General features: G+C 27.4%; 15 protein-coding genes and 1 pseudogene. All 16 read right to left on the bottom strand.

The genetic code is table 11. The annotated features are described in order from the left end of the window. The 16 genes and pseudogenes from ACYUEW_RS07485 to ACYUEW_RS07410 all read right to left on the bottom strand — a co-directional run bounded on the left by ACYUEW_RS07485 (position 1) and on the right by ACYUEW_RS07410 (position 13,423). Entirely contained in the window at positions 1–948 is a 948-nt protein-coding gene (locus ACYUEW_RS07485) for a hypothetical protein (protein ID WP_460276529.1), read from the bottom strand. A 31-nt stretch (positions 949–979) separates the two neighbouring features. Beyond that, positions 980–1,477, bottom strand: coding sequence for a hypothetical protein (locus tag ACYUEW_RS07480; protein ID WP_460276528.1), 498 nt, complete (start codon positions 1,475–1,477; stop codon positions 980–982). 10 nt (positions 1,478–1,487) lie between these two features. Beyond that, positions 1,488–2,486, bottom strand: a complete 999-nt coding sequence (locus ACYUEW_RS07475; protein ID WP_460276527.1) for a hypothetical protein — start codon at positions 2,484–2,486, stop codon at positions 1,488–1,490. Positions 2,487–2,497: 11 nt separating this feature from the next. Next, positions 2,498–2,773 carry a hypothetical protein gene (locus tag ACYUEW_RS07470; protein ID WP_043032269.1) on the bottom strand — a complete coding sequence of 92 codons (276 nt, stop codon included), beginning with the start codon at positions 2,771–2,773 and terminating at the stop codon, positions 2,498–2,500. A gap of 2 nt (positions 2,774–2,775) precedes the next feature. Next, positions 2,776–4,791 (bottom strand): hypothetical protein, encoded by a 2,016-nt coding sequence (locus ACYUEW_RS07465; RefSeq protein ID WP_460276526.1) that lies wholly within the window; start codon positions 4,789–4,791, stop codon positions 2,776–2,778. An 11-nt stretch (positions 4,792–4,802) separates the two neighbouring features. After that, entirely contained in the window at positions 4,803–6,311 is a 1,509-nt protein-coding gene (locus ACYUEW_RS07460; RefSeq protein ID WP_043032271.1) for a hypothetical protein, read from the bottom strand. 22 nt (positions 6,312–6,333) lie between these two features. Further along, the gene (locus ACYUEW_RS07455; protein WP_043032272.1) at positions 6,334–7,314 is read right to left on the bottom strand and encodes a hypothetical protein; all 981 of its coding nucleotides are present in this window, start codon (positions 7,312–7,314) and stop codon (positions 6,334–6,336) included. 6 nt (positions 7,315–7,320) lie between these two features. Next, a pseudogene (locus tag ACYUEW_RS07450) lies at positions 7,321–7,863 on the bottom strand (caspase family protein); the annotation flags it as partial. A gap of 14 nt (positions 7,864–7,877) precedes the next feature. Then, positions 7,878–8,219 (bottom strand): hypothetical protein, encoded by a 342-nt coding sequence (locus tag ACYUEW_RS07445; protein ID WP_043032274.1) that lies wholly within the window; start codon positions 8,217–8,219, stop codon positions 7,878–7,880. Positions 8,220–8,231: 12 nt separating this feature from the next. Beyond that, positions 8,232–9,317 (bottom strand): hypothetical protein, encoded by a 1,086-nt coding sequence (locus tag ACYUEW_RS07440; RefSeq protein ID WP_043032275.1) that lies wholly within the window; start codon positions 9,315–9,317, stop codon positions 8,232–8,234. Further along, the gene (locus ACYUEW_RS07435) at positions 9,304–9,738 is read right to left on the bottom strand and encodes a hypothetical protein (RefSeq protein ID WP_043032276.1); all 435 of its coding nucleotides are present in this window, start codon (positions 9,736–9,738) and stop codon (positions 9,304–9,306) included. The genes ACYUEW_RS07440 and ACYUEW_RS07435 overlap by 14 nt, the downstream gene beginning before the upstream one ends. A 12-nt stretch (positions 9,739–9,750) precedes the next feature. Next, positions 9,751–11,310, bottom strand: a complete 1,560-nt coding sequence (locus tag ACYUEW_RS07430; protein WP_460276525.1) for a hypothetical protein — start codon at positions 11,308–11,310, stop codon at positions 9,751–9,753. 167 nt (positions 11,311–11,477) lie between these two features. Continuing rightward, positions 11,478–11,645: a hypothetical protein gene (locus ACYUEW_RS07425; RefSeq protein ID WP_043032278.1), complete on the bottom strand. Its 168-nt coding sequence runs from the start codon at positions 11,643–11,645 to the stop codon at positions 11,478–11,480. Positions 11,646–11,679: 34 nt separating this feature from the next. Next, the gene (locus ACYUEW_RS07420; RefSeq protein WP_460276524.1) at positions 11,680–12,096 is read right to left on the bottom strand and encodes an esterase; all 417 of its coding nucleotides are present in this window, start codon (positions 12,094–12,096) and stop codon (positions 11,680–11,682) included. 15 nt (positions 12,097–12,111) lie between these two features. Next, positions 12,112–12,999: an Ig-like domain-containing domain gene (locus ACYUEW_RS07415; RefSeq protein WP_043032280.1), complete on the bottom strand. Its 888-nt coding sequence runs from the start codon at positions 12,997–12,999 to the stop codon at positions 12,112–12,114. A gap of 4 nt (positions 13,000–13,003) precedes the next feature. Next, positions 13,004–13,423: a hypothetical protein gene (locus tag ACYUEW_RS07410; protein WP_460276523.1), complete on the bottom strand. Its 420-nt coding sequence runs from the start codon at positions 13,421–13,423 to the stop codon at positions 13,004–13,006. Position 13,424 lies beyond the last annotated feature (1 nt).

Here is a 13,424-nt window from a genome sequence, read left to right as displayed (position 1 = left end):
TTAAATCTTTATAGCAATACAAGAAACACCTTGTAATGAATTAAAATAGTTTATCCCTCTGCCTTCTCCTAGATCCTCATAATCCTTATTTTGATTAATTAGATATTGACCAATATTAAATATTTTATACTGATCATTATCTATCTTTACTATGTCCCCATTTACTATATTAGTGTTTGGCAAACCATATATTCCATCAAGAATACCCAAAAATCCAGTATTAGGCACATTATTATTTAAATTATCTGCCATTAAATAAATTGGATTTAATAAATATAATCCCATAGGATTAGGATTAAACAGATTAAGTGAACAGAAAGTTTTAGCAAATTTATTATACTGACTTCCATTGCCTGTAGAACCAGGTGCTTTATGCCAATATACCCTCGGAGTATTACTAGGACAATCTCCTAAATTAGAAGCAGCAATGATTTGATTAGTATATTCCTCTCCCTCTAAATTAGTATTTATATCTGGATATCCTACATATATGAAATTAGGATATGTTACCATTGAAACAGTATGAAGCTCAATTATTATTAATATTCTATAATCAAGTATGTCTACATAATAATTGTATAGTGTATCTGGATTATGGTTTGCTATATTACTAGGAGTAAATAGAATTCTATTTTTCATTCCTAATTTTGTAAAAGTTCCATTTTCTCCTGTAGTATTACTAGGAATATAATTATCGCTTAACCATATATATAAATGATTTCCTGATATTTTAGGATTGCTTAAATCTGGACTTTTCAACCTCATAAATATATTTTCTTTTTTATAACCTATTTGAGGACTTTTAAAAATCCATCCATCATTGCCACCAACTACATAGTCATTTATTTTATTGCTTGAAATTTCAGTCCAATTTGAACCTGGAGATAAAATTGCTTTATATATTTTTGTCATTAAATCTTTTTTTGCACAAGTTCCTTTTACTAACATTAAAAGTCATCCTTTCTTTATAAAATTCAATTTAGTCATTTGAATTAATCTCTAGACCTAAAATTTTTATATTTAAAATTACTGAAGAATTTTGATTTGAATTTACCATTTGTGTATGAAGTTTGTTCTCTTTATTTTCTTTTTCATCCTTATCTTTATAAGGAACAAATACACTGTCTGTATAATAAGAAACTCTATTTGTGTCATATAATAAAAATCCATTTGTAGACTTATCAAAAATCTTAAATTCAAAATTGCTACCATCAGCTACATCTAAATAAAGTGTAGTTATTATAAAAGAATTTTCTCCTAGATCATAATCTTTATCTATAGTCCCACCAGCATCTATATTTACTACATCATTTATCTCCATATACTTCAAACCTGAACCATCACCTCTTTGTGAACTATTTGTATAGTTTAAAATTTGCTCCATGATTTGTTCACTACTCCAAGTTGTAATCCTTGAGATTTTACTATCATCAATAACTACATCTTTAGCTAAAGTAACATTAAAAAATTCACTCATATAGTCACCCCTATTCATTGATAACTAAGTGAAAATCCCTAACTGCAAAATTATGATTTTCTGCATTTTTAGTTATTTTTACATATATCTCTTTACTTTCACCCTGTTTTATACTATCTATAATTAAAGAATCTGTATAATTTACACCATGAAAAGACAACTGAATTAAATCATTACTCGGTGTCTCTGTACCTATTTTAATATTTCTATAATCCTTATCACCTATATTTTTAATTGTTATTAATTCTTCTAAATCTTGAAGCATAGCCGGATTAATATTAGTTACAACATTTCCATGATATATAATCTCAAAATTATATGGACTGAATACCCACATATCCCCATACTGTAAATTAAGAGTATCGCTAGTATATATTACTTTTCCATCCATATCTTTAAATGTAAAATATCCCATCATGTTACCATCTATAAAAACCTTACATTCCATATCTGAATTAAATAATCTAGTCTTAATTAATTTGTTATCTAAATCATATAATTCGCATAAAGTATTTTCTGGGAAATTCTGAATAGTTACATAGGGGTTAGAGTAAACCTTATAATTATTTAATATAAAATCTTCATCACTATACTTCATGAGACCTTGCTTTGTAAGTGGCTCTATAAATTCCATTCCACCTATATTTGTATAACTTTTACCATCATTACTTGAATAAGCTTGTATATAATTATCTTTCTTAAGTATTTTCCAATATCTATTTTGTTCACTTAATTTTAAATCCTTAATACCAAAAATATAGTCGCTATTACCTAAATAAAGCATAGAATAATCCATATCTTTCATATCACTAAAATTTTCTTTTTCAACTTCAAGAACAAATTCTTTATAATCAAATTTTCTTTCCATTTTATTATTACTTATTAATTTTAATTTACCTGTTTTAATGTCCCTAGTTACATTACATTCTCCTGCGAAATCAGAAAAAGAAGAAGCCAAGAAAAAATTCTCGGCTTCTAATAATCCATTTTTAACTTGTATAAGTTTCACAATATCAACTCCTATACAGATGGTGTAATAACATTATCTATTGGTACTATTTCAGATACCATAACTCTATTTATATTCATATACTCTCCACCACAATCTAACAAAAATCTAGCTTTATCTTTTGCAGCTTCAAAGGAGTTAGTTATTAATTCAATTCTCCATCCATAATCACTTCGTCTTTGTACCATCCACATTTTTTGTCTAGGATTATTAAAACTCCCTTGATTACTACTTGCTACTGCTTGATATCCATCATAATATCCAAATTCATTTCTCCCATAAGCCATATTTATTTACCCCCTAATATATTTTTCTTTTCAAAATTTTGTGTTTCTATCATATAGTGCCTATTTCCCTTTAGTTTATCTAAAGTCTTTATGACATCTCCATTAAATGCTACACGATTAAACTGTCTTTCTATATCCATATATTTTAAATTTCTCCATAATGGTACTACATCAAAATGGTGATATTTCATGTAGTCTATTAAATTAGCAAATAACATACCTGCATATTTAATTCCCATCATCTTATCTTGTGTATGATCTTTGTCCGCCATAAACCATATTTTTTCAGCTTCCCATCTCATCCATCTATATGTTCTTAAATAGTGTTCTCTGCTTCCACTTTTGTTCATTGCTTCTATTGTAGTCTCCATATTAAGCCAATCTAATAATAATTCCATAATAAATTCTATAGCTTCTTGTCCACTTACATTAGCTAATTGACTAGAACTATGCTGGACTATCATTCCTACTATATTTATCATATCTATCATTATTTCTATAGATAATTGCATTTCTTCTTTACCATAATTTAAATCAGTTCCTTGGGAATCCATATATGGTGCATAAGATATAGGATGTTTATTCTGTTCTATTAAATTTCCATAAGGCTTAATCCTACTGTTCACTAATAATGGTTTATTAGAATAATTATAATCTTTTATAGGTAATATTTTCTCATCTCTAGGGTCAGTTGCTTCTAATACCCACCATCTCTTAATTATCTTTAAATCTCTGAAATTAAAAAACCGTTTAAAAATATTTATTTTTGATTTTTTAATTAAATTCATATGAATTCTTTTTGAAATTTTAATTTTATCCTTATTTAAACCTAATGATTCACCCTTATAGATATTTTCAAATTTATTATTTTCAATAAGAAATAGACCAGTTCTAACAATATTGGTTGTAATATTTTTTTCTAAAACTACTATGCTGTGCTTCCCTATCTTATGAAAATTATTTTTATTTAATCCTAAAATATTATTAGTTTTATATATTGTATTTAGAGTATTAATATAGAACAACTTTCTATAAATATATCTCATAATATCTGTAGGATAAATTCTTAATACATTTATGCAATTATGCTTATTAAGTTTAAAATTATTTGTTTTGTATGACAATTTAGTATAATTATTTAAATATATTTGCTTTCCTATCTTTCTATATAAGTAAATATTTGTTGATATATCTACTCTTTTTTCATGTCTTCTACTAACATTAATAATATTCTCTTTAATACCTATCTTTCTAATGACATCAATATTTATATTTATATTATTTCTAATAATGTGAAGACTTCTTATTTTTAATTTATCTACTATAATAATTTTTCCTTTACTTATTTCTGTAGCTTTATTATATATTTGCAAATTAACACTATGGTTTATATCAATACCTTTAAAAAAGTTTCTAGTTAATGATCTAATATTATAGCCTATATTAATATCCTTATATTTTTTATGATCCTCTAAATTTAAAATATTGTTAGAATTATTTAATTCGATAATATTAATTATTCCAACTTGTTTTAGCTGCTCTCTAGTAAATCCTAAATCCTTATAAATGTCTAAATGAACAATTTTATTTCTTGTAAATTCATTAATTTTTATTTTTTCCAAATTATAATTTTTGTTTTTTATAAATTTAAAATCATTTTTACTTAAATTTTTAGGTAAGCCTTTAATTATCTTTCTATTTTTAACACTTAAATCTTTAGCTAATCCTTTAGTTATCTTTCTATCTTTAACACTTAAATTATAATTATATATTTTATATATAGAATTATTTTCTTTATAAAATAATTTGTTATAAAGCTTTTCTATTCTAGTATCACCTTTATATAACAAATTGGAGATACTACCTTTTTCTATTTCTATATTTTTTTTATAATATAACTTAGTTATATTATTATTTTTAGCAATACCTTCTCTAGTATCATATATAAAGATTCCACTAGAAAGAGTATTATCCCCTACATACTTAAAACTACATAGGGGAATTTTATGTAGGGGCATTTATACCACCTCTATTCTGATTTATACCATCTGATTGCGATACAATACAATGGATTAGGACTATTGTTCATTAAACTATATGGTGCTGTAATTTTAAACTTTTTATAATTTTCTTCTTCCTCTGTACCTTTTTTATAAACTAGCGTATCCTTATCCCATATTCCATTACTATCCCCAGCTAATACATTAATCAGCTTTCCTCTTTCACCATCAACAGGATGAAACAAAATAATTTCATCAAATTTATGTTTTTTATGATTCCACCTGCTACCTTCCGTATTACATTTATCTACAAAAGTTGTTGTTGTACTAAATTCAGGATAATGAGGCTGCATCGGCATACCTATTTTATTACCTATCATACATACATCTGTAATTCCTGTAGCAGTTCTTTCACCAAACTTTTTTGTAAAAAATGGTGGTATATCTGAAGATGTAACTACTCCAAAGTTATATTTATCATCTGTGGATGCTGAATCTTCCATTGGTCTAATAGCCCCAATATAAGCATAACTTGTTAAATTATTATTATAAGGGTAGTTATCTGCACTTTTATCCCCTTCTAGTATTATATTCACTGAATCTTTTGTGATATTTATATAATATTCTATAGGTAGCCACTCACCTATTTCTGGTGCAAGTTTCTTATACCATGCAAATCTTGATGGTACAGAACAACTCTCTTCTACTAAATCTTTAATATCTATTTCTTTTTGTTCTCCATCTACCTCTACAATTTTTTTAGTGTCATGCATCTCTTTACCTATAGTTATATACATATGGTTTCTATTGTCCATTCTACCCTTTAACATTGCTAATTTTTCTTTTTCGCTTTGTGTCAGTTCCATACTATTTCTATAACTTGCCAAAGAATTTTGTTCACTTTGAGATAATCCCAATCCAGCATATTGTTTATAAAGTATATTTATTATAGAATCAGTATAAAGTTTTGTATTGGTTTTGAGTTTACTCCAATCTATCAATTCTTGAGCAGTTAAATTGTGTGCATTCCTATAAGTGTCTAATTCATTTTGTTCAGCAGTAGAAAGACTTTCACCATTATAATATTTTCTAAGCAAAAATAGCTCTCTATCATTTGTTATATTTTTTCTCATTCGTAATTGTTGCAAATTATTTTGTTCATCTATATTTAATGAATCTAAATTTTTCTTTATTAAATTTTTCTCAAAGCTTGTTAAAGGCATAGCCTCAACATATCTATTAAGAAGTATTATTTCCTGTTCAGTAAATGGTTTACTGTACCTTTCTTTATCCAATAGTTTTTGTTCCTCACTTGTTGGAGTTAATGCTGCTGTCCTTTCAAATCTAATATAAAATTCTTTTCCATAAGATGTAGTAGCTTTTATCAAACTAAAATTTCTAACTTTATCTATTGAACTAGGGCAAACTAAATCCCATTTATAAATTCCAGCATTTTGTGTTATTTCTTTTGTTAAGTTTTTAATTATATCTTTTACACTTGTGTTCCCATTTACACAATAAAAATTATCTGTAGCCATTTTATCTACCCCCTGTTATCAATTATTTATTTAAATTTGTTATTTTTAAAGTATTTAAGTCTATTGTAAATATATCTTTTAACCCTCTATTTGTATCTAAATTCACATTAAATTTTTTAAGCAATTTATTACCATAAGGTCTATATTGATATATTTCCAAAGTTACAGGATCCTTTAGTTTTACTCCATTAAAATTCTTTACACCTATATGAAGCTTTTTATTTTTGTATCCTTTAACACTTATTATTTCAGGATTTTTGTTTGTTTTATGACTTGTATAATCAAAATTAAGATAAAATCCATCATGGTATTTATTACCATACCAAACATGTTTATCTTCTATATATCCATGCAAATCTATATCTGCGTCTGTATTCTCTTCCCAATTCATTACTACTGCTATGTCCCAATCATTTGGAATATCTTCTATGTTTGGCGGTGGTTCTACTGTAATACTAGAATCCTCTCCATCTATATATTCTAGATCTATCATTGTTTGCCTACTATTGCCGCTTAAATTATGCAAAATAAAAGAAATAAGAGTATTAGCACTTACTTTATAAAATGTATTAAAGTATTTATGCTCTCCTATTTCCTTAGTTGTTGCATTATCTATTATTTTCATTTTATTAACTTCTAAGCTATATCTATCATCCTTTTTCCAGCCTGTTTGATTAAAATGCAGTCCTGTAATATATACATCTTTATCAAATCTAAATTGCTCTTTATAATCATTTTGTATTGCTGGGATGTCTAATAATATACCTTTTACCTTTTGAATGCCTTCAATTTTTCTATATATTAAAGAATCAATTTTCTTCTTTAGACCTTCATATTGTACGCTTGGCAATAGATCTTTTAATTGTTGTAATAACTCTTGTATATTATTTGTATTTATTTCTGGATAATTAGTTCTTATATTATCATCTATCAAACTTAATAAATTATTTTTTAAATTATCTGTAAGCTCATCAAAATTAATTATATATTTAGGTAAACTCATAATTTAACTCTCCAATACACAAAAATCTACCCATAAAACTTTACTCGTTCCACTAATATTATTGTAAATAAACTCAACTGTCCCATTTATAGGATAAAATACATTGAAAAATTTATGTTCACCATATTCTTTAGTACGTACACCTTCAAATAATTTATCATTGCCTATTTGCAAATCCCAGCTATCTTCAAATCTCCAGCTTGATTGTGAATATGTTATACCTGTTATTTGTCCATTTCCCTTAAATCCTATTATATGCTTTCCTTCTATTGCAGGAATCTCTAGCATTTTTCCATAAATTTTTTGTGTACCTGATATACCTAAATTTCCACTTAAATTATCTAACTTTACACCTAAGGCATTTAAAGCATTTATTAAATCATTATAATCTACACCTTGTATTTTATCTTTAATTTGTGATAATAAATTTTCCATATCTTTAGTAGAAAAATTTATATTGCCTATGTCAACTTTTACACCATTTTGTAAATAATCTTTAATAAGATCTGAAAGTTCATCAAAGTTAACTACATAGGAAGGTAATCCCATATTATTGCCACCTCCTATACATAATCTATTATTTCTAATTTACCATGACTATCTTTAATTAATTGTATTGTTTTATTTATATTATTAGGATAGGTTGTTTTGATTCTATATACTCTGCCTTCTGCATTTCTAATTAGTTCTTCTTGCCATTGCATATCTGTTCCATTAGCATATATAAATTTATATGCTTTATTATTGCTATCTCTAATTATTCTACATGGATATTCAGGTAATTCACCAGTATACTTTGAATCTTGACTTGTATTTATTTGATTTTTAAAATCCCTTTTTCTTAATTCTTGATCTAGAATATAGACTACTGGCTCTCTAAAATTTTTATATCCCATATGTGCCATGTTAATCACCTACTATTGCTTTAATTTTCCACCGCCTATTTGGGTGCATTGTTCATATACCTTCCTTTTATCTCTCATACCTTGTAATTGCAATGTATCTACATATGTGTCAGCATTTATTTCTGTACTTATTCCAACGATTAAATACCAACCACTACCTCTTTGATTATTTACTAATTTAACTACTTGTCCTAAATCAATGTTAGGTATTCCAGCTACTGGCACTACATTTAAAACAGTACTTTCTCTCCACATATCTAAAAATTTATATCCTGCTACCTTTTGTTTTAATAATGAAGTACTAGCTAATGGATTATCAATTATGTCTACCCATCTTTCGCCATTTAAATAACTAGTCATGGTTTTAGATTCAAAAATAGAATATTTATCATTACAACAAATTTTTAATATATTTCTCATTAAATTAGAATCTCTACTGGCAGTTTCACTAGATAAATTAGTATCAACAGATAAGACATAATCATGATGATTTGATTCATGATTTGATTCACTATAAGCAGGATATTGTTCTTCTAACACTATTGTACCGCTTTTGTTTGCCCTTATTCTAGCATACATAGTTTCTACTAAATTACCAATTATATCATTATACATAGTACCTATTTCGCATTCTAATTTAGGTACAGTATAATTATTTCCTCCACTTCTTTGAAAACTACATTTAGCATCTGATACAACAGTAGAAATTATATCTGTTGCAGTTTTATTATAGAATTTTAATTCCTTATCACATAAATTTAGCATTCTATAATACATATCATGGCAAGTCATTTCTATCGTTTTATCAAGTGTATTATAATCATATTTTTTTATTACACCTGCAAATTGAAGTACATCCTCTATATAAATTTTTACCTGTGCAAAATTATCTATTACGCCTTGCGTTCCCCCTGCAAAAATAGCAGTAGGTAGATTTTCATATTGCGCTGTAATCGTAGCTTCAGCAGTAGGTGTAGTTAAATTTCTATTTATTTTTACTGACACTAAACAATGTTCTAATATTATTTTATTAGCATCACCATCTTCAAAAGCCTGATATCCATTTTTTTTATAAAATTCTACTTTACACTTTGCCATTATCCTTCACCCATCCACTAGCTTCATGATTACATAAAAGCTCTAAATTTATATAATATATATCACCTTCGATAGGAGTATCTATCTCAAACTTATTTTGTAAATATCCTTTGTATTGAATTCCAAATTCATCTACAAATATGAATCTACCTGAATAATTTTTTCTAAAGTTTAAAAACTTAGTTATATTACTTTGTGTTTCATCATCATTTTCTCCTTTTATATTAAAAACAACTGTAAACTCAATAATACAATCACTTTTAACACCTTTTTCAAAATATGTGTATCCTTGTACTGTTCTAATACCCTTACGAAAATAAGCAGGACGAGGTGGCTTATAATTAGTTATTACGCCACCTGTATTTTTTCCATCTTCATAAAGTAGATCTACTTTAAAATCTTTTATTCTATTTAAGTTCATACAAGCCACCTCCTAATCTCTTAATACATCATTCATAAATAATCCTGTCATAACATTTTTCATAGAACTTTCTGTCATTTGTTTAAATTCATTAGCTATCTTAGTAGCCCCTTCTTTATCTGCATTTGGTATAGTTACATACATTTTTATATCTTGTGTAAGTCCCATACTTTTACTCATATTATTAAGTCCATATGGAGATCCATAAGTACCACCATATGCTCCAGTACCACCATACGCTCCACTAAGTGACATATTATTTAATCCATTAAAATTTGCTCTTACATTACCTAAGCCTTTGATCTTATCGGCCATATCTTTAATTTTAGTATCTACAGCACTTTGTTGGTTATCAATACCCTGTATGAGACCTTCTCCAAGTGATTTACCATAATTAGAAAATACACGTGATGGAGAATTTATACCTAAAAAGCTTTTGAATCTATCTGCTATTTTACTTGCTAAGCTTCCTATTGCTGCTCCTACATTTCCAAACATAGATTTTATACCATTTATAAGGCCATCAACTATATTTTTACCTATATTAAAAAGTGTTCCTGCTAGATTACCTAGTCCCTTAAATATATTAATCCAACCTTGTACAATTCCATGTAATATATTTCCAACGCCTCGAAATATCGCTATACATCCATTTATTATGTTTTGTACCATTCCACCTACCCATTGAAGTACTTTAATGAATCCTTGAAATGCATGAATAGCTCCTTGTATAATTGAGTTTATAACTTTACCTATTCCTTTAAATACATTTCCTATGAATTTTCCAAACTGAGTTGCATATTTTTTCAAAGTATCCCAATGCTTGATTACTTCATATACTATAAATCCTATTGCTGCAATAGCAGCTACAATTATAAGTGTATGGGGAGTAATTAAAGTTCGTAGCACACTAAATATTCCAGCAGCTTTTTTTAGTTTGCCGAATACACCTATTACATTATTTATAGTGCTTACAATTTTACCAAGCACGGTAAATGTTTTAGCAACTCCGGCTATTGATACAATCATTACTGCAATAGCATTTTTTACAGGATTGGGTAATTTATTAAATGAATTCATTAATTCTATTGTTTTATTAGCTACCTTTGCAAATATTGGGATTAACTTATTATTCAATATGGGTACTAACTGATTATTAAATATCGGTATTAATTGTTTTACTATAGATGTTTGTAATTGTGCAAAAGAATCTTGTACTTTTTTTATGGAAGCTTGTATATCCTTTTGAATTTTTTCATAATTGCCCTTTGCAATATTAGCAGGGCCTTTTTTTGGGTTCTTACTCTTTGCTTCTTCATCAAGAGTATTTTTTATCCCAGTTTTAAGAAGATTTTGTGCCGCAGCACTAGGCCTTTCCATAGATTTTCCTATGTTACTGAAAGTCTTTGCTTTTTTGGTTAGTGCTTCCTGCAGCTTTTCAATTTTAGTTTTTTCTTCCTCAACTCTATGCACGAATATTTCCAATTCTCTTCCTGCGCCATTAATGCCCCTTGTAAATTCAGTAGTATCTAATGTTAGCTGAGCAACTGCTTCTCCTACCCTCACTGCCATATTTTTTCTCACCTCCCACCTTTGGGAATAAAAAGTTTTCTAGCTTCATTTAAATAATAATTTAAATTTTTATTACTTTAATCTCTTTTTATATTTATTATTTCCTTTTAAATTTATATAATATAGTTTTAATATTTATTTATGGTTAAAAAGCAAAAAGTTAAAAACTAACTTTTGCTATTAGCGTTTAACCATTGAATAACATCTTCATTATTAGTTTTATTTGTTCTATCTCCATCTCTAAACTTAGGCTCTCTAGCATCTTCTTTACTAATCTCATTTAATATATAAACACAGGCCTCATCAAAACAAAAGGCCTCATAATCATTAGTCAACCCTATAACTTCACTGGGCCTTTGTCTATATTGTTTACTTATCGATATTACACTCAGTATTCTCTGGCTCTTCACGAAAGGAGTCTAATTCACTAACACCTTCCTGTGTATAATTAAACAATGCTACTATTTGTTCATCTGTAAGCTCTAATCCTACACTTTTTAAATCTTCTATGGAAGGCTCTACAAGTGCATTTTCAGCCATAATATACATAACATCTGTCATTTGTGCTAAATCAACATTTTCTTTTGAACTCTGTTTACCATAAAATAGTTCCTCTGCTGCACTTAATAATTTGTTAGGTACTACTCCTTTTCTTACCAAATTTAAAAGAGATACTCTTTTAACTCTAGCATTAAAAGGTATCCCTTGGCTAAATTGTGGCAACTGAATCACTTCACCTTGAGCTACTTTTTTTAAATCTTCTATATTAGTTAACTTTAAATCCATTTTATTATCCCCTCACTATCTAATTTTTATTGTTTTAAATTCTGTGGATAATGCTGTGGTTTTACCACTTCCATCTAATTTACTTATCTCCCTAGCTTCAGCAATATAAACTGTATCTATTGCTAAAGAATAAGGTACAAATGTTACTATTTTCTTAGTATCATCTATAGTTACATTTCCATTTACTCTAGAATTATCAGATTTTCTCTTTATAATAAAGTTTTCTAGGTTAACATCGTCTTGATTAATTTTATTTGAAAAACTCCACACTACCCTGTTAGTTATACTTACTCCCACATCTGGATTTTTACTTTCTACTTCTCCACCTTCTACCCCTATATCTTCAATTGGAGTAGATTCTCCTGGCTTTTCTCCATTATTATTTTCTTCTAATTTATTTAAAAATTCTATTTCTACAGGTTTTTCATTTCTAAATGGTATACTTTCAGCCTCATATGAAGACACTAAAAATTTTCCATCTTGAATTTTATATTTAGCTGGCTTACCTTTACAATGCTTATACACGAACTTAACATAGCCTGTGGTTCTAGAATAGTCTTTTTCTTCTGTGAATATTTCCATAGTAAATGGATGTCTTTCTACTGCTATACCTACTTCTGTTCCACAATATTTATTATCTTGTATAGTTCCTCCATCTATCAAAGCCATAGTTTCTATATTAAATAGATTGTCTTTCATTTTTAACTTGTAACCTATAACAATATCATCTGTTTCATTTATTCCATAAATTTTATTTTTAATCCTTAATATATCTCTTTTACCCTTACTGTTTATAGGTTCTATATCTATTTCATTACTTGTTTCTATTGTATGTTTTGTATTTGTTACCTCATCAATAAAATTAACTTTCACAACATTAACTAAAGTTTTTCCACTTATCATTAAATTACCTCCTTAAACTTTTAAATTGTTGATATTCTATGCTTGTAGTGTAAGCTTGTACATCATAATCTATAATGCTTGGTGTCTCATTCCCTGTAAGTCTAAAATCTTTTATTTTTTCTAAAGCTTCTTTTAAATTCTCTACATAAAATTCCATAGTGGAATATTGATCCATAGGGCTATAAGCTATAATATCAAATAGTTTATAACCAGATATATTTCCAACTAGGGCATGGACACCATTTTCCTTTATAACTACATAGCTTTCTGTACATTTGTTTCTCTTTTGTCCAGGAGCATACACATTATATCCTAATTTTTTTAAATATAAATATACCTTTTGCCATAAAGTTTCAGGTATAGCATTATTAATTAGGTCTTGTTGTATGGAATCTCCTGGAACTTTGTAATTAAATTTAGACATT

The organism is Clostridium sp. CTA-1, assembly GCF_054768215.1.
Note: the sequence above shows the minus strand (reverse complement) of the source record. Positions and strands in the feature narration are given on the sequence as shown.